Annotated in this window: 13 protein-coding genes; 8 read left to right on the top strand and 5 right to left on the bottom strand. The window is 67.0% G+C overall.

Features of this window, described 5'->3' with window-relative positions; all coding sequences use genetic code 11:
- Positions 1-84: 84 nt before the first annotated feature.
- Positions 85-1,995 (bottom strand): ABC transporter transmembrane domain-containing protein, encoded by a 1,911-nt coding sequence (locus NL2_RS20425; protein ID WP_068078511.1) that lies wholly within the window; start codon positions 1,993-1,995, stop codon positions 85-87.
- 152 nt (positions 1,996-2,147) lie between these two features.
- On the opposite strand from NL2_RS20425, the gene NL2_RS20420 reads away from it, so the two are divergent.
- Complete coding sequence (locus NL2_RS20420; protein WP_068078508.1) at positions 2,148-3,404, top strand: polyhydroxyalkanoate depolymerase; 1,257 nt, start codon at positions 2,148-2,150, stop codon at positions 3,402-3,404.
- 25 nt (positions 3,405-3,429) lie between these two features.
- Positions 3,430-4,401 carry a dipeptide epimerase gene (locus NL2_RS20415; RefSeq protein ID WP_068078505.1) on the top strand — a complete coding sequence of 324 codons (972 nt, stop codon included), beginning with the start codon at positions 3,430-3,432 and terminating at the stop codon, positions 4,399-4,401.
- Here the strand turns inward: NL2_RS20415 and NL2_RS20410 are convergent.
- The 4 genes from NL2_RS20410 to NL2_RS20395 form a co-directional block, all read right to left on the bottom strand.
- Entirely contained in the window at positions 4,371-5,018 is a 648-nt protein-coding gene (locus tag NL2_RS20410; RefSeq protein WP_068078502.1) for a DUF4126 domain-containing protein, read from the bottom strand. The two genes, NL2_RS20415 and NL2_RS20410, sit on opposite strands and share 31 nt — an antisense overlap.
- Positions 5,019-5,055: 37 nt before the next feature.
- Positions 5,056-5,505 carry a MaoC family dehydratase gene (locus NL2_RS20405; RefSeq protein WP_068078499.1) on the bottom strand — a complete coding sequence of 150 codons (450 nt, stop codon included), beginning with the start codon at positions 5,503-5,505 and terminating at the stop codon, positions 5,056-5,058.
- Positions 5,506-5,619: 114 nt separating this feature from the next.
- Entirely contained in the window at positions 5,620-7,002 is a 1,383-nt protein-coding gene (locus NL2_RS20400; protein ID WP_068078496.1) for a putative O-glycosylation ligase, exosortase A system-associated, read from the bottom strand.
- The gene (locus tag NL2_RS20395) at positions 6,995-7,216 is read right to left on the bottom strand and encodes a hypothetical protein (protein ID WP_068078493.1); all 222 of its coding nucleotides are present in this window, start codon (positions 7,214-7,216) and stop codon (positions 6,995-6,997) included. The genes NL2_RS20400 and NL2_RS20395 overlap by 8 nt, the downstream gene beginning before the upstream one ends.
- Before the next feature lie 145 nt (positions 7,217-7,361).
- Between NL2_RS20395 and NL2_RS20390 the strand changes: the two genes are divergently transcribed.
- The 6 genes from NL2_RS20390 to NL2_RS20955 form a co-directional block, all read left to right on the top strand.
- Positions 7,362-8,597: a TIGR04063 family PEP-CTERM/XrtA system glycosyltransferase gene (locus tag NL2_RS20390; protein ID WP_068078490.1), complete on the top strand. Its 1,236-nt coding sequence runs from the start codon at positions 7,362-7,364 to the stop codon at positions 8,595-8,597.
- Positions 8,598-8,638: 41 nt separating this feature from the next.
- Positions 8,639-10,585, top strand: coding sequence for a hypothetical protein (locus NL2_RS20385; protein ID WP_068078488.1), 1,947 nt, complete (start codon positions 8,639-8,641; stop codon positions 10,583-10,585).
- Between the two features lie 203 nt (positions 10,586-10,788).
- Complete coding sequence (gene gltB, locus NL2_RS20380; protein ID WP_068078485.1) at positions 10,789-15,429, top strand: glutamate synthase large subunit; 4,641 nt, start codon at positions 10,789-10,791, stop codon at positions 15,427-15,429.
- A gap of 17 nt (positions 15,430-15,446) precedes the next feature.
- On the top strand, positions 15,447-16,880 hold the full coding sequence (locus NL2_RS20375) for a glutamate synthase subunit beta (RefSeq protein WP_068078482.1): 1,434 nt from the start codon (positions 15,447-15,449) through the stop codon (positions 16,878-16,880).
- Positions 16,881-17,085: 205 nt separating this feature from the next.
- Positions 17,086-17,493 carry a hypothetical protein gene (locus NL2_RS20365; RefSeq protein WP_068078476.1) on the top strand — a complete coding sequence of 136 codons (408 nt, stop codon included), beginning with the start codon at positions 17,086-17,088 and terminating at the stop codon, positions 17,491-17,493.
- An 81-nt stretch (positions 17,494-17,574) separates the two neighbouring features.
- Positions 17,575-17,682: NAD-binding protein (locus tag NL2_RS20955; protein ID WP_157083292.1), on the top strand; the 108-nt coding region annotated here is incomplete at its 3' end.

The raw sequence follows: 17,682 nt of genomic DNA, 5'->3' as shown, positions 1-17,682 counted from the left end.
CAGAATACCTTGGGGGTGGTCGGGCAGGGGGAGTGGGCCGGTGCCGCCCTGTTTCAGCCTCGTTGAAACAGGCCCTTCAAACACTCAGGCGGCGATATTGTCGAACTGCAGCCGCGCCAGCCGCGCGTAAAGGCCGTCGGACGCCGAAAGACTGGCGTGGGTGCCCTGTTCGACGATCCGGCCGGCGTCCATCACGATGATCCGGTCGGCGGCGCGCACCGTGGCCAGGCGGTGCGCGATGACCAGCGTGGTGCGGCTGGCCATCAGCTTGTCGAGCGCGTCCTGCACCAGCCGCTCGCTTTCGGCATCGAGCGCGCTGGTCGCCTCGTCGAGCAGCAGGATCGGCGAATCGCGCAGCAGCGCGCGCGCGATGGCGATGCGCTGGCGCTGGCCGCCCGAAAGCCGCGCGCCCGATTCGCCCAGGTCGGTGTCGAGGCCCTGTGGCAAGGCGCGCAGGAAGGTTTCGGCGTTGGCGATGCGCGCGGCTTCCCAGATCGCATCGTCGCTGGCGTCCCAGTTGCCATAGCGCAAGTTATCGCGCGCAGAGGCAGCAAACAGCACGCCGTCCTGCGGGACCAGCGCCATGCGGCGGCGGATGTCTGCCGGATCGGCCGAGGCCAGCGGCACGCCGTCCATGCGCACGGTCCCCGCGTTGGGATCGTAGAACCGCTGCGCCAGCAGGAACAGCGTGGACTTGCCCGCACCCGACGGGCCGACGATCGCCACGGTCTCGCCCGGCTCCACCGTCAGGCTGAAATCGTCGAGCGCGAGCACTTCGGGCCGCGACGGGTAGCGGAAGCTCACGCGCTGGAACGCCAGCTGGCCGCGCGGCGGCGACGGCAGCGCGACCGGGCGCGCGGGCGGCGCGATGTCGGGGCGTTCGTTTAGCAGTTCGTTGAGCCGGCTGGCCGCACCCGCGCCGCGCAGCAGATCGCCGTAGACTTCGGTCAGCGCGCCGAACGCACCGGCCACGACGCCGCCGGTCAGCACGAACGCGGCAATCGTGCCGCCGCTGATCTGGCCCGTCGCCACGCCCAATGCGCCCTGCCACATCAGCCCGGTGATCCCGCCGAACACGAGGAAGATCACGATCGCGGTCATCGCCGCGCGGATGATGATCCGGCGCTTGGCGGTTTCGAACGTCGCCTCGACCGCGCGTCCGAACCGCTCGCGCTCACGCACTTCCTGCCCGAACGACTGGACGATGCGCATCGCGCCCAGCACTTCGGCGATCAGCACGCCGACATCGGCGACGCGGTCCTGGCTGCTGCGCGACACCTTGCGCAGGCGGCGGCCGAAATAGGTGATCGGCCCGACCACCAGCGGGATGCCGATCAGCAGACCGGCAGTGAGCTTTGGCGCCAGCGTGAACAGGTAGATGAACCCGCCGATGCCGGTGATCATGTTGCGCAGCGCGACCGACACGGTGGTGCCCACGACCTGTTCGATGATCGCGGTGTCCGAGGTCATCCGCGACGAGATTTCCTTGGGGCTGGTCATCTCGAAGAAGCTGGGAGGCAGGCGCAGGAGGTTTTCCTGCACCTTGATCCGCAAGTCGGCGACCACGCGTTCGCCCAGCCACGACACGAAATAGAATCGCACCGCAGTGGCCAGACCCAGCACGATCACGATCATCAGCAGGTATTCGAACGAATCGCCGATCGCGGAGGAATTGGCGCCCGGGCCGAACGCCTTGTCGATGATCAGCTTGAACCGTGCCGGGATCGCGATGGTCGCGGCCGAAGTGGTCAGCAACGCCAGCAACGCGAATGTCAGCTGTCGGGGATAATGGAGCGCCAGGCGCCAGATCATCCGCAGCGGACCAAGCGTGCGCGCCGGCTTTGCCTCTGCGGGTTCCGCTTCTGTTACAGGCAGATCGACGATCTCGCCCGGCCCGGCACCGGCAGGTGCAGCCCGCTGCGATTCGGGCGGCGTTGCCCGGTCGTTGTTCAGGTCGTCGTTCTGGTTGCCGGCCACTGGGGTTCCCTCGTCCATGGCGCCCGCCTAGCCCAACCACGGCCGCATCGAAAGGGGGGGCGGCACGGGCGCAGGTGCAACAGACAAATTGTTGCATTGCACAATGCCGTGAAAAGGGCCAGATTAGCCCAAACCGTCCCGCTGCGGGCATTTCACGAAGGCCATGGACCGTGCTGTACAGCTTGCATGAAATTCAGCGTTCGCTGCTCAACGCGGGCAGCGCCTGGGCGTCGATCGGCGCGGAATTCCTCAGTGACGAACGCTTTCCGCCCGCCAGCATGGGCTGGGGCAACAAGCTGGCGTCCGCGCTCGAGGTGTTCGCCCACGCCGCCGCGCCGCGCGGCAAGCCTGCGTTCGCCTTGCGCACGATCAGCGTCGATGGAACGCCGCACGCGGTCGAGGAAACTACCGTGATCCATCGCCCGTTCGGCGATCTCAAGCGGTTCGCGCATGCCGGGCTGCCCAAGGATGCGCCGCGTCTGCTGATCGTGGCGCCGATGAGCGGGCACTACGCCACGCTGTTGCGCGGCACGCTGGAGCGGATGCTCGAACATTGCGTGGTCTACATCACTGACTGGGCCGACGCGAAGCTGATCCCGCTGGAGGAAGGCGCGTTCGATCTGGATGACTACATCGACTATATCATCGGCTTCCTCGAGCATATCGGCCCCGGCGCGCACATGATGGCGGTGTGCCAGCCCTCGGTCCCCGCGCTGGCCGCCACCGCGATCATGAATGCCGACAAGAACCCGGCCCGCCCGATGACGCTGACGATGATGGGTGGCCCGATCGACACGCGCGAATCGCCCACGGCGGTCAACGATCACGCGGTCGCCAAGCCTTACGTGTGGTTCAAGCACAATTCGATCACGCGCGTGCCGATGAACTATCCCGGCGCCGGTCGCCGCGTCTATCCGGGCTTCGTCCAGCTCGCCAGCTTCATGTCGATGAACCTGGGCAGCCACATGATGAGCCACTACGACATGTTCAACCACCTGGTGGTGGGCGATGGCGAAAGCGCCGATGCGACCAAGGTGTTCTACGACGAGTACCGCTCGGTCTGCGACATGACCGCCGAATTCTACCTCCAGACCGTCGATGTGGTGTTCCAGCGTCACGCCCTGCCCAAAGGCGAACTGGTCCATCGCGGCAAGCCGGTCGATCTCGGCGCGATCACCGACACCGCAATCCTGTGCATCGAGGGCGAGCGCGACGACATTTCGGGCATCGGCCAGACCAAGGCCGCGCTGAAGTGCACGCCCAACCTGCCCGACAAACTCAAGCAGTACCTGATGGCCGAAGAAGTGGGCCACTACGGCATCTTCAACGGCTCGCGCTGGCGCAACAGGATCGCGCCGGTGGTCGATGCGTGGATCGTGAGCAACAACGCGCGCGGCAAGGGCACCAAGCTGACCGCCGTCGCCTGACGCCCCACGGCGCGGTATCGAGGGCATGGCGTTGCTGGTCACCGCGCGGGTCGAGCGATTCGACGTCGCCGGGGCGTTCACGATCAGTCGCGGGGCCAAGACCCATGTCGATGTGGTGGTGTGCGAGGTCCGCGCCGATGGCGTGACCGGGCGCGGCGAAGGCACGCCGATCTACTATCGTGGAGAAACCGCCGCTGGCTGCATAGCGCAGATCAGGCGCTGGGCGCGAGCAGGCGCGCACGCTGACCGCGCGCGCCTGCTCGCGGAACTGCCGCCGGGCGCGGCGCGCAATGCGCTCGACTGTGCGCTGTGGGATCTGGAAGCGCGCCAGCTGGACGTACCGCTGCACGTGCTTGCGGGACTTGCCCGGCCTGAGCCGGTGGCGACGGCCCTGACCATATCGCTCGCCGCTCCACCCGACATGGAACGCGCGGCGGCCGGGGCGGCGGCGCGCGGCTTTGTGCTGCTCAAGGCCAAGCTGGCGGGTGATGGCGACGATCCGGCGCGCGTCGCGGCGATCCGGCGCGGGGCACCGCTGGCGCGGATCGTGGTCGATGCCAACGAGGGCTGGCTGGGCCGCGATGTGGCGGCCGGCGCGGCGGAACTGGCTGCGCAAGGGGTCGAACTGCTGGAACAGCCGTTGCCGCCCGGCGATGACGCGGCGCTGGCCGGTCTCGATTGCGCCATTCCGCTGTGCGCCGACGAAAGTTGCCACACCGCCGCCGACCTGCCGCGCATCGCCGGGCGCTATCGTGCGATCAACGTCAAGCTGGACAAGGCCGGCGGGTTGACGGCGGCGCTGGAACTTGCGCGCGCCGCGCAGGCGCAAGGGCTCGACCTGATGCTGGGCTGCATGCTGTCGACCAGCCTGGCCATCCGCCCGGCGCTGGCGCTGGCCGGGCTGGCCCGCTGGGTCGATCTCGATGGCCCGGCACTGCTCGCCAAGGATCGCGACGGCGGGTTGCGCTATTCGGGCGGGATGATCTGGCCCGACTGAGGCCGGGCCGAATCAACCCGCGCCGGCGTGCGCCCGAACAGGCGCCGCAGCACGTGTCGCGCCAGCAGCAGCAGGCCGAAGGCGATGGCCAGCAGCACCAGCGCGATGCCCCCTGCCGTCACCGGATTGTGGAACGCCAGGAACAGCAGCCCGCTGCTGGCGACGTCCTCCACGCTGGATACCGCGATGTTGCTGAACGGTTCGGGGCTGGCGTTGACCATCGCCCGCGCGCCGGCCTTGCCGCCATGCGCCAGCAGCGCCGCGCTGCCGCCCAGCAGGAACGCGATGACCTGCCACTGCGGATTGCCGGGATCGACGATCGCCAGCGCCAGCATCGCGCCGCCCAGCGGGCGGATGAAGGTGTGGACCGCGTCCCACAGGCTGTCGATCCACGCGACTTTGTCGGCCAGAAATTCCGCGACTGCAGCGATCCCGGCGACGCCGATCACCCACGGGCTGGCCAGCACGCGCAGCGCCGCCAGGTGATCGGGCAGCGGCACCACGCCGAACCGCATGGCAAGGCCCGTCGCCAGCACGCACACATACAGCCGCCACCCGGCGAGCAGGCTCACGCTGGCGGCCAGCGCGAGGATCTCGTCGATGCCGGGGGTCGGCACCGCCGTCAGCCCGGCTGGCCCGCCGCGCCGGACAGCCTCACACGAAGAACTGCGTGATCCATTCGCAGATCAGCGCGGGCTTGTCCTCGCCCTCGATCTCGATCGAGATTTCCAGCGTCTGCTGCCACTGGCCGGGGCGCTTTTCATCGAGTTCGAGCAGCTTGAAGTGGCCGCGCACGCGTTTACCGGACTTCACCGGCGACAGGAACCGGGTCTTGTTGCCGCCGTAGTTGACCGCCATCTTGATGCCGTCGGGGCGCGGGCAATCGCTCTGGTTGGTCAGCACCGGGATCAGCGACAGCGTCAGGAAACCGTGCGCGATCGTGCCGCCGAACGGCGTCAGCTTGGCCTTTTCGGGATCGATGTGGATGAACTGGAAGTCGCCGGTGGCTTCGGCGAACTGGTTGATCCGCTCCTGGCTGACTTCGATCCAGTCCGAAGTGCCGATCGTCTGGCCGACCAGGGCTGTCATGTCCTGTGGCGCCATTAACCTTGTCATGCGGATCCGTTCCCTTTCGCGTCGCGTATTTTCGGACCGGGTTCATGAACCTTTCGCGCGGTGCGTGCAATCTCGCGATGGGCGCAAGCGGACGCCACTTTGTCAGGCGGGTTCGGCGGCCGCCTGCAACGCCGCAGACCGCCGCTGACGGCGCACGAAAAACGGCGGGCGATGCGCTTCCTGCACGCGGCGCAAGTAGCTCCACAGCCCGCACTGCAGCCCCACCAGCATGTAGCAGAACGGCTGGAACGCGATGCCCACGAACAGCGAGCCGACCAGATACACGATCTGCGACTGCTGCAGCGCGTTGGCCAGCGGTGACACCCAGCCGAAGTTCTCGGGCGGATCCTTGCGGTAGCGGCGGCGGATGACCTCCATCTGCCAGATGCCGAGAAAGTGCAGCAGCAGCCACAGCGCGAGGCCGGGATAGCCCTGTTCGCCCAGCATCTCGAAATAGCTGGAGTGGTAGGCGCGGGCGTGTTCCTCGATCGCCTTGCCCTCGATCGCGGCGTTGTTGGCGGTGCCTTCGGCGGTGGTCGTCTCGTATGTCAGGTGGTTCTGGCGGAACGCATCGAAGCCGCCGCCGAACGGGTGCGACTTGGCGTATTCGATCGTCCACTTCCACACCGCGATCCGGGTCGAGGCGGACTGGTCGCCCTGGTGGTTCTCGATCGTGCCCATGCGATCGGTAAAGCTCTTGGGCGCCATCGTCAGCGCCAGCAGGCTGCCGACCCCCATCAGCGCGATATAGGCAAAGCGGTTCTTGACGCTGCGCAGCAGCAGGATCGCCAGCACCGCCACGCAGATCAGCCCGGTGCGCGCCTGTGTCCCCACCGGCATCAGCAGGCACGAGAACGCCAGCGCCCAGCCGAACAGCTTCACCCGCCAGTCCTTGGGAAAGATCGTGCCGTGGCCGATCAGCCAGAAGATCAACGGCACCAGCGCGATCGCGACGGCCGAGATGATGCTGCCCTCGTAAAGCCCGGTGTTGTCGTTCACCAGCAGCTTGAGTTCGCCATAGCCGCCACCGCCCGACGCGATGGTCTTGATCCCGCCGCCGATCACGATCACGCCCACCGACAACGTCATCACCAGCGCCATCGCCTCGATCCGCAGGCGGGTGCGCAAGGTCAGCGGCAGGAACATCGCGAACACCAGCGCCTTCCACACCCACGTCCACTTGTTGGCCGCCTCGATCGGGAAATCGGCCGTGCGCGTGGTCAGCCCGCAATAGACCAGCAGCGCCAGCAGCAGGAACTGGCGCAGCGCGAACCGCGTGCCGCGCTTGTCCTCGGTCAGCATCCAGCCGCCGAACGCGCAGACGAACGCGATCAGCGAGATCGGGATCGACTGGAGGAAGCCCCAGCTGACTTTCTGCGGCGCGACGATGTCGATGTAGCTGTAGGCGAGCACGAACAGGAACGGCTTGCGCACGCCTGCGCCCAGGAACGCCATCACGAAGGCGACGAAAAACAGGTTAAGCATCGGGCGACGATGCCCCCGCCGCTGCGATTCCGGCCGGTTCGATTGCGGACGGCCCGACTCCGGCTGGAGTGGCCGCTTTTCTCCGGACGGAATGGGGCACGATCCGTTCGCGCGGCAACGCGGGATCGTGATCCAGATCGTCGCGCTTCAGCATCCGCCAGATGGCGATGGCCAGCAGCGCGTGCGGCAGCAGGATGGTGATGTTGTCAATCATCGCGGCCTTGCAGCCCTTTCGTCCAACTGCCGGTCCGGCCCAGTCGTTTCGGACGCCGTGGCGGGCGCCGTCGTGCTATCGCGGTCAGCCATAGGCGAACGGGGTTGACGCGGCGTTAAGCGTTCGCGTGGCACAAGCCGCCACCATGACCCGCGTGCTCCACATCCTCGACCATTCGCTGCCGCTGCACAGCGGCTATACCTTTCGCACGCGCGCGATCCTGAAGGCGCAGCAGGCGCTGGGCAACGAAGTGCGCGCAGTCACGGGGCTGCGCCACTCCGCCCCGCTCGCCCCGCAAGAGCCCGAAGTGGTCGACGGGCTGGCGTTTCACCGCACGCAGGGTGAGGCAGACGGCATCGTCGGCTTGCGCGAACTGCGCGAGGTTGCCGCGCTCGCCCGGCGGATCGAGGCGGTCTGCGCGCAATGGCGGCCCGACGTGCTCCACGCCCATTCACCCGCGCTGTGCGGGCTCGCCGCGATGCGCGCCGGCGCGCGGCTGGGCATTCCGGTGGTCTACGAGATCCGCGCGTTCTGGGAAGATGCGGCGGTCGGCAACGGCACGGGGGATGCGGGCTCGCTGCGCTATTGGCTGACCCGACAACTGGAAAACCGCGTGGTGTCGCGGGCAGACGCGGTGGTGACGATCTGCCAGGGCCTGCTGGATGATCTGGTGGCGCGCGGCGTGCCCCGCAACAAGCTTTCGATCATGCCCAACGGGGTCGATCTGGAACTGTTCGGGCAGGCCAGCCCGCGCGACGCTGAACTCGCCCGGACGCTGGAGCTGGGCGATGGCCCGGTGATCGGCTTCCTCGGCAGCTTCTACCCTTACGAGGGGCTGGACGACCTGATCGGGGCGATGCCCGCGATCGTTGCCGGAATACCCGGCGTGCGGCTGCTGCTGGTGGGCGGCGGCCCGGCCGAGGCGCAGTTGCGCGCGCAGGCATTGGCGTCGCCCGCGCGCGACGCGATCCGCTTCGTCGGGCGCGTGCCGCACCACGAGGTCGACCGCTATTACGCGCTGGCCGACGTGGTCTGCTATCCGCGCAAGGCGATGCGCCTGACCGACCTCGTCACGCCGCTCAAACCGCTCGAGGCGATGGCGCAGGGCAAGCTGGTGGCGGCGTCGGACGTTGGCGGGCACCGCGAACTGATCGCGCACGACGTGACCGGCACATTGTTTGCCGCCGACGATCCTTCGGCGCTGGCCAGCGCGATGGTCGGCCTGCTATCGGACCGTTCGCAATGGCCGCAGCGCCGGGCGACCGCGCGCGATTTCGTAGCGAAATCACACGATTGGTCGGACAACGTTCGTCGTTATCAAGACGTTTACCAAAAGCTGCTAGCCCGGATGAACGAGCGAAAAGCCAGCGTAGCGGCCTGACCGCAACGCCTTGGGCACCGCAGCAGGATGGACGGTCACACGTGAGCAGCACCAAGCGCAAGGGTTCCCCATCGATCACGGCGCATCGCCTGTTTCCGGCGATCGTCGCGCTGTGGTTCGCGGCTCTGCTGGGCATGGGCAGTTTCGTGGTGCCTGCCGCGCTGATCGAACAGCTGGTCATGGCGGTCCATCTGCCCACCGTGCTGCCCGCCGCGACCCCGCCGCTGGGCTTTACCGCGCATGCGCTGATCGCGCTGGTGATGACCGCCATCGGCGGGTTGCTGGGCCTGATCATCGGCCGGGCGATCGGTCGCCCGCGCCACGGAGTCAAACAGCGCCGCTACAATCCCGCCGCACGACGTTCAGCGGTCGAACCGGATGCGATCGGCTCAGCCGCCGCGCATTCGGCGATCAGCCCCGATGACGAGGCGCCGCGCCTGCGGTCGCGCGACCGCCATCCCGACGCACCGGCGCGCAAGCCGTTGTCGGCGCATGAGGATCTGGCCGAATTGGCCGGCGAGCCTGACGGTGCGGCCAATGCAGCGGCAGACGTGCCTACCCGCCGGCGCCAGCTGGCGCTGACCGACGAAGGCCGTCCGATCGACTTCCACGAATCGGCGCCACTGCCGTTCTTCCACGAAACGTACGCGACTGCCCCAGTTCCCGCGCACGATGAGCCGTTGCCGCTGCAACTGTTCGAAGAAGCCGGATCCGCACCAGCCGCCGAACCGAGCGTGGACCCGGACGTTCCCGGGCATTTGGATGCGATGCCGATGTCCGGACATGCGATCGTCGATGCGCCGGTCGGCCACGACACGGAATCCTCCGAGCACGCATTCGATCGCAGGTCATTTGACCATGCTTCAGATGCCGCCCATGCGGGCGATGCCGAGGTTGCCCACGCCGATGGCCCATCGGATGAGCCGGTCACATCGGAACCTGCGCCGCTTGGCGATGACCAAAGCGCCCCTGAACCGCTGCCGCATTTTGCGCGCCCGGTCCTGAAGCCGCCTGTCGCCAGCACGCCGCTCAAGGACCTGGGCACCGTCCAGCTGGTCGAGCGTCTCGCCATCGCGATCGATCGCCGGCGGTCGGCCGATCCGGCTGCGACCGACGCTGCATACGATGCGCCGCTGCCGCCACCCGCGCCTGCACCCGAACTGTTCGAGGCCGCTCCCGCGGTTGGCCATCAAGCCATCGCAGAACCCGTCCTCGCCCGCGAAACGGCCGTCGCGCCGCCGCCGGCTTCGTATCATTCGCGCGACAATGGCGTTCCCGCCCGGCGCGTTGTCGCCCTGCATTCGGTCGCGCCGACCCTGTCGTATCGCGATGATGCAACGCTTGACGAAGACGACGAAGAGCCGTTCGAAATTCCCCGGTTCCTGTCGCGCAGCCCGATGGGCGCTGCCGCTGCCGCAGCCTTCGAGACCCCTGTCAGCGAGGTTCCGGTCAGCGAGGCCCCTGTCAGCGAGGCTCCGGCCATCTGGTCCGGCCATGATGACGACAACGACGGCGATTGGGGGGAGGATAACGGCTCGATCGGTGCGGTCACGCCAGTCGGGGACGACCATGCCGACGACGCTGACAACGACGACGCTGACAACGACGGCGACGACCACGATGCCGCCGTGGCAGGATTGCCCGATGCCGCCACGGGCGAGGACGTGGCCGAGCAGCGGTACTCGTCGCTGCTCGACATGAGCCCGGTTCCGCTGCGCCAGCCCGTGCTGCACATCGAGGAGCCCGATGCGGCCACCGCCATCGAGCCGGTGGTGATCTTCCCGGGCCAGGCGCCGCGCATTGCCGCGCCGTTCGATCGCCCGTCGGGGCTGGCTGCGGTTGCAGACGACGACCGCGAATCGGTTGGCCCGGACGCGGCCGACGGGCCGCATGTCCAGCCCAACGCGCCACCGGCCGACCCGGCCGAGACCGATCGCGCGCTGCGCGCGGCGCTGGCGACCCTGCAACGCATGACCGGGTCGCGCTGACCGCAACCAGAATCCGGTCTCGCTGACGAGGCAACCCGCTCAAAAAGGTCGGTTTACCGCGATAGCGCGCCGATCTCGTTCGTCTCGCAGTTGCAAAAAAACATTCCTGCAGCCATGATGGCGGTTCGCGCAACTTTCGTCGCCTGTCTGGCGATTCGAGTTGCGCGTCGTTTCCGCCTTTCGGAATGTAGGACAAAATTCGCATGGCATTTCCGCCGGTTCAGGGCCTGTACGATCCTCGCAATGAGCATGACGCCTGTGGCGTGGGCTTTGTCGCCCATATCAAGGGCGCCAAAAGCCATGCGATCATCCAGCAGGCGCTGGAAATCCTGCGGAACCTCGATCACCGGGGCGCGGTCGGCGCAGATCCGCTGCTGGGAGATGGTGCGGGCATCCTGATCCAGCTGCCCGACGCGCTGTTCCGGCGCTGGGCGGACGAGACCGGCAAGACGCTGCCCGCGCCGGGCGACTATGCCGTGGCGATGTGCTTCCTGCCGCAGGACGAACCGGCGCGCGACTTCGTGGTCGAAACGTTCGAGCGCTTCATCGCCAAGGAAGGCCAGCAGCTGATCGGCTGGCGCGACGTGCCAACCACGCTCGACGGGCTGGGCAAGGCCGTGATCGCGCAGATGCCGGTCATCCGCCAGTGCGTGATCGCGCGCGGACCCAACTGCGAGGACCAGGCCGCGTTCGAGCGCAAGCTGCTGGCGATCCGCAAGCAGACGCAGAACCCGCTGGCGGCGATGGCGGAAAAGCATGGCCTGCCGGGCGTGACCGAACTGTACATGCCCAGCTTCTCGTCCAGCACGATCGTCTACAAGGGGCTGCTGCTGGCGGGCCAGGTCGGCAGCTTCTACAACGATCTGGCCGATCCAGCGTGCGTTTCGGCGCTGGGCCTTGTCCACCAGCGGTTCTCGACCAACACCTTCCCCAGCTGGAAGCTGGCGCACCCGTACCGGTTCATCGCCCACAACGGCGAAATCAACACCGTGCGCGGCAACGTCAACTGGATGAACGCGCGCCGCCGCACGATGGAATCCGAACTGCTCGGCCCCGATCTCGACAAGATGTGGCCGATCATCCCGCACGGCCAGTCGGATACCGCGTGCCTCGACAACGCGCTCGAGCTGCTGCTCGCGGGTGGTTATTCGCTGGCGCATGCGGTGATGATGCTGATCCCCGAAGCCTGGGCGGGCAACCCGCTGATGGAGCCGGGCCGCCGCGCGTTCTACGAATACCACGCCGCGCTGATGGAACCGTGGGACGGCCCCGCCGCCGTGGCATTCACCGACGGCCGCCAGATCGGCGCGACGCTCGATCGCAACGGCCTGCGCCCCGCACGCTTCTGCGTGACCGACGACGATCTGGTGGTGATGGCCTCCGAAAGCGGGGTGCTGCCGTTCAAGGAAGACAACATCGTCCGCAAGTGGCGGCTCCAGCCGGGCAAGATGCTGCTGATCGACCTTGAGGAAGGCCGCATCATCGAGGACGAGGAAATCAAGGCGCAGCTGGCGGGCGAGGAGCCTTACGCGCTGTGGCTGGAACAGGCGCAGTACAAGCTGAAAGATCTCGACGTGGTCGTGCCCGCGGCCGCCACGCTGCCCGAGGAAACCAGCTCGCTGCTCGATCGCCAGCAGGCGTTCGGCTACACGCAGGAAGACGTCACCCGGTTCCTCGAACCGATGGCGATCCTGGGCGAGGATCCGATCGGATCGATGGGCACCGACACGCCGATCGCGGTGCTGTCGAGCCGCAGCCGCCTGCTCTACGACTATTTCAAGCAGAACTTCGCGCAAGTCACCAACCCGCCGATCGATCCGATCCGCGAGGAACTGGTGATGAGCCTGGTGTCGATGATCGGGCCCCGCCCCAACCTGCTCGGCCACGACGCCGGCAGCCACAAGCGGTTGGAAGTCGACCAGCCGATCCTCACCAACGAGGATCTCGCCAAGATCCGCTCGGTTGAAGATGCGCTCGACGGCGCGTTCCGCACGGCGACGATCGACATGACCTGGGACGCGGAGAGCGGTGCCGCCGGGCTCGAGATGGCGATCAAGGAAATGTGCTGGGCCTCGACCGAGGCGGTGCTGGCCGACAAGAACATCCTGATCCTGTCCGACCGCGCACAAAGCACCGATCGCATCCCGATGCCCGCGCTGCTGGCGACGGCGGCGGTGCATCACCATCTCGTCCGCCAGGGCTTGCGCATGCAGACCGGGCTGGTCGTCGAGACGGGCGAGGCGCGCGAGGTGCACCACTTCTGCGCGCTGGCCGGCTATGGCGCGGAAGCGATCAACCCCTACCTTGCGTTCGAGACGATCGAGCTGATCCGCGCCGAAAGCGACGTGCCGCTGACCCCGCGCGACGCCGAAAAGAACTACATCAAGGCGATCGGCAAGGGCATCCTCAAGGTCATGTCCAAGATGGGCATCTCGACCTACCAGTCGTATTGCGGCGCGCAGATCTTCGACGCGGTCGGGCTGTCGTCGGCGTTCGTCGACACGTACTTCACCGGCACCGCGACCACGATCGAGGGCGTCGGCCTGCTCGAAGTGGCCGAGGAATCGGTGCGCCGCCATGCCTCGGCCTGGGGCGACAATCCGATCTACCGCAAGATGCTCGACGTGGGCGGGATGTACCAGCTGCGCCTGCGCGGCGAGGAACACGCGTGGACTGCGGCCAACGTTGCCGCGCTCCAGCACGCGGTGCGGGGCAACAACCCCAAGAACTACGCCGAGTTCGCCGCCTCGATCAACGAGCAGGCGATCCGGATGCTGACCATCCGCGGGCTGATGGAGCTGAAGCCGGCGGACGAGCCGATCGACATCTCCGAAGTCGAACCGGCCAGCGAGATCGTCAAGAAGTTCGCCACCGGCGCGATGAGCTTCGGCTCGATCAGCCGCGAGGCGCACACCACGCTGGCGCGCGCGATGAACCGCATCGGCGGCAAGTCCAACACCGGCGAAGGCGGCGAGGAAGCCGATCGCTTCAAGCCGATGGCGAACGGCGATTCGATGCGCTCGGCGATCAAGCAGGTCGCGAGCGGACGCTTCGGCGTGACCGCCGAATACCTCGTCAACGCCGACGATATCCAGATCAAGATGGCGCAAGGTGCCAAGCCCGGCGAAGGCGGCCAGTTGCCCGGCGACAAGGTCGACAAGAACATCGCCAAGGTGCGCCACTCGACCCCCGGCGTCGGCCTGATCTCGCCGCCGCCGCATCACGACATCTACTCGATCGAAGACCTTGCGCAGCTGATCCACGATCTCAAGAACGTAAACCCGGCCGCGCGCATCTCGGTGAAGCTGGTGTCCGAGGTCGGTGTCGGTACGGTAGCGGCAGGTGTCTCCAAGGCCCGCGCCGATCACGTGACGATTGCCGGGTATGAAGGCGGTACCGGCGCCTCGCCGCTGACCTCGCTCACCCATGCCGGCAGCCCGTGGGAAATCGGCCTGGCGGAAACGCAACAAACGTTGCTGCTCAACAACTTGCGCAGCCGCATCGCGGTGCAGGTCGATGGCGGATTGCGCACCGGGCGCGACGTCGCGATCGGCGCATTGCTCGGCGCGGACGAGTTCGGTTTCGCCACCGCCCCGCTGATCGCGGCGGGCTGCATCATGATGCGCAAGTGCCACCTCAACACCTGCCCGGTCGGCGTGGCGACGCAGGATCCGGTGCTGCGCGCGCGCTTCACCGGCCAGCCCGAGCATGTCGTCAACTACATGTTCTTCGTCGCCGAGGAACTGCGCGCGATCATGGCCGAGATGGGCTTCCGCACGCTGGCCGAGATGACCGGCCGCGTCGACCGGCTCGACACGAAGAAGGCGGTCCACCACTGGAAGGCGCAAGGCGTCGATCTGTCACGCCTGCTCCATCAGGTGGAACCGGTCGCCGGAACTTCGCTCAACTGGACGATGACGCAGGACCACGGGCTTGCGGTGGCGCTCGATCGCGATCTGATCGCGGCGTGCGACGCAGCGCTTTCCAAGGGCGAGGCGGTGCGGATCGAGCGTGAGGTGCGCAACGTCAATCGCACGGTGGGCGCCATGCTCTCGGGCGAAGTGGCCAAGCGCCACGGCCATCGCGGGCTGGCCGACAATGCCATCCAGATCACCTTTACCGGGGTCGCGGGGCAAAGCTTCGGCGCATTCCTAGCGCATGGCGTGACGCTCGATCTGACGGGCGACGCCAACGACTATGTCGGCAAGGGGCTGTCGGGCGGCCGCGTCATCGTCCGCCAGCCGGGCCATGTAAGCCGCGAGCCGACCGAGAACATCATCGTCGGCAACACCGTGCTCTACGGCGCGATCTCGGGCGAGGCGTACTTCAACGGCGTGGCCGGTGAGCGTTTTGCGGTGCGCAATTCGGGCGCGGTCGCGGTGGTCGAGGGTACGGGCGACCATGGCTGCGAATACATGACCGGCGGCGTGGTCGCGGTGCTGGGCCGGACCGGGCGCAACTTCGCCGCGGGCATGTCCGGCGGCGTGGCCTATGTCTATGACGAGGAAGGCAACTTTGCCGACCTTTGCAACAAGGCGATGGTCGATCTGGCACCTTTGTCAGCCGGGCGCGACGACGACGACGGCGCAGGCCGTCCGCAACAACGCGCCGCCGGCGTGGACGATGCGGGCATGGGCGACATGCTGCGCCATGACGCGGATCGCCTGCGCATCCTGCTGGAACGCCACCACCTCTACACCGGCAGCAAACGGGCGCGCGCGCTGCTCGACGATTGGGACGCGGCGCTGCCACGTTTCGTCAAGGTCATGCCGCGCGATTTTGCGCGGGCGTTGCGCCAGATGGAAGCCGAGCGGCTCGATGCCGCCAGCGTTGCTGCCGAATAAGGGATCAAGGGAACATCATGGGCAAGGCAACCGGTTTTCTCGAACTCGATCGCAAGGATCGCACCTATGCGGATCCTGCCGAGCGGCTGAAGCACTATCGCGAATTCGTCATCCCGCATGACGATGGCGCGCTGAAGGGGCAGGCGTCGCGGTGCATGAACTGCGGCATTCCGTACTGTCACAACGGCTGCCCGGTGAACAACCAGATCCCCGACTGGAACCACCTGGTGTACGAGGGCGATTGGCGCGAGGCGGTGGAAAATCTCCACTCGACCAACAACTTCCCCGAATTCACCGGCCGCATCTGCCCCGCCCCGTGCGAGGCGGCGTGCACGCTCAACATCGTCGACCAGCCGGTCACGATCAAGTCGATCGAATGCGCCATCGTCGATCGCGGGTGGAAGGAAGGCTGGATCACGCCGCAAGTGCCCGCCAAGAAAAGCGGCCGGTCGGTCGCGGTGGTCGGTTCGGGCCCGGCGGGCATGGCCTGCGCCCAGCAGCTGGCGCGCGCCGGGCACTCGGTCACGGTGTTCGAAAAGTCCGACCGGATCGGCGGGCTGCTGCGCTACGGCATCCCCGATTTCAAGATGGAAAAGCACCTCATCAACCGCCGGGGCATGCAGATGGAGGCCGAAGGCGTCCAGTTCCGCACCGGGGTCGAAGTGGGGGTGAGCGTGTCGTTCGCCTCGCTCCAGGAGAATTTCGATGCCGTGGTCCTGGCCGGTGGCGCCGAAGAAGCGCGCCAGCTCGAGATCCCGGGCGCGGAACTGCCCGGTGTGCGCCTCGCGATGGAATTCCTCACCCAGCAGAACAAGCGCAACGCCGGCGACGATGAACTGCGCGCCGCGCCGCGCGGATCGCTGACCGCAACCGGCAAGCACGTCATCGTCATCGGCGGGGGCGATACCGGATCGGATTGCGTCGGCACGTCGAACCGGCAGGGCGCGGCCAGCGTGACCCAGCTGGAAATCATGCCCAAGCCGCCCGAAAGCGAAGACAAGGCGATGACCTGGCCCGACTGGCCGCTGCGCCTGCGCACCTCGTCGAGCCACGAAGAAGGCGTCGCGCGCGACTGGGCGGTGCTGACCCGGAATGTGGTCGGCGACAACGACGTGCGCGGCCTCGAATGCGTCCGCGTCGAATGGGTCGGCGGCAAGATGCAGGAAGTGCCCGGATCGGAGTTCACGCTCAAGGCCGACCTCATCCTGCTGGCGATGGGTTTCACCGGCCCGCGCAAGCAGGGCATGCTGGAGCAGGCCGGGGTCGAGCTCGATGCGCGCGGCAATGTCGCGGGCAACGTGACCGACTATCGCACCAGCGACGAGGGCGTGTTCGCCTGTGGCGACATGCGCCGCGGGCAAAGCCTGGTCGTCTGGGCGATCCGCGAAGGGCGCCAGTGCGCCCGTGCGGTCGATGAAGCCCTGATGGGGGCCAGCGAGCTGCCTCGCTAGATTCGTTCGCCTGCGCGCAGCATCACTACGCGTACGTTGCCCGTCGAAGAAATGTTGCTGCGCCGCCGGTGTTCGCGGTTGCCTCGATGCGTGTTGCACTGCACAAGGCGCTTCGAGCGCCCGGTTGCGCTGATGTCGGCTCTGGTCGGGTTGGCGTCGTCATGCGGGCAATGGTTTCTCATGTCCGGGTCTGACGATACATTCGATGCAGCCTATCGAGTATTATGAATGGGCCAAGACTTGGCTGTCCGACACCACGATGATGTCGAAGGACGCGTTGCACGTCTATTTTGCGCTGACAATCCAACTGCTGGTCGCGCGCCATTCGCGCGCCCGGCTGGCCAGCATCTGGCCGCTGATCGCGCTGGCGGGACTGGAGTTCTGCAACGAGTGGATGGATTTCGTCCACTATTACGCGGCCGGGCCGGACCCACAGGCGGGCTGGCGGGCCGATACGATCAAGGACGTGATCAACACCATGATCCTGCCGATCGCGCTGTTTGCCGTGGCGCGCCTGCACCCCGATCTGCTGGTAAGGCCCCATCATGGCGATTTCGACGAGGCGGACCTGCAGGACGACCTGATGGCGAGGGCCGGGGTTCCGGCCGAATGAATTAGCTGAGCCCGGCGACCCACTTGATCGGGACTTCGGCGCTCTGCCCGATCACAACTTACTCCAGATGAGGTTGATTTCATGAAGATTGCGATGGTTGGATCGGGTTACGTGGGCCTCGTGTCGGGTTCCTGCCTGGCAGATTTCGGTCACGACGTGGTCTGCATCGACAAGGACCAGAGCAAGATT

It is taken from the genome of Novosphingobium lentum NBRC 107847 (assembly GCF_001590965.1).
GTDB classification, from domain to species: domain Bacteria; phylum Pseudomonadota; class Alphaproteobacteria; order Sphingomonadales; family Sphingomonadaceae; genus Novosphingobium; species Novosphingobium lentum.
Note: the sequence above shows the minus strand (reverse complement) of the source record. Positions and strands in the feature narration are given on the sequence as shown.

Bases quoted from the DNA above. Each gene is read 5' to 3' on its own strand.
- NL2_RS20425 (WP_068078511.1), bottom strand. From the start codon at position 1,995: ATGGACGAGGGAACCCCAGTGGCCGGCAACCAGAACGACGACCTGAAC.
- NL2_RS20415 (WP_068078505.1), top strand. From the start codon at position 3,430: ATGGCGTTGCTGGTCACCGCGCGGGTCGAGCGATTCGACGTCGCCGGG.
- NL2_RS20405 (WP_068078499.1), bottom strand. From the start codon at position 5,505: ATGGCGCCACAGGACATGACAGCCCTGGTCGGCCAGACGATCGGCACT.
- NL2_RS20400 (WP_068078496.1), bottom strand. From the start codon at position 7,002: ATGCTTAACCTGTTTTTCGTCGCCTTCGTGATGGCGTTCCTGGGCGCA.
- NL2_RS20395 (WP_068078493.1), bottom strand. From the start codon at position 7,216: ATGATTGACAACATCACCATCCTGCTGCCGCACGCGCTGCTGGCCATC.
- NL2_RS20390 (WP_068078490.1), top strand. From the start codon at position 7,362: ATGACCCGCGTGCTCCACATCCTCGACCATTCGCTGCCGCTGCACAGC.
- gltB (WP_068078485.1), top strand. From the start codon at position 10,789: ATGGCATTTCCGCCGGTTCAGGGCCTGTACGATCCTCGCAATGAGCAT.
- NL2_RS20375 (WP_068078482.1), top strand. From the start codon at position 15,447: ATGGGCAAGGCAACCGGTTTTCTCGAACTCGATCGCAAGGATCGCACC.
- NL2_RS20365 (WP_068078476.1), top strand. From the start codon at position 17,086: ATGCAGCCTATCGAGTATTATGAATGGGCCAAGACTTGGCTGTCCGAC.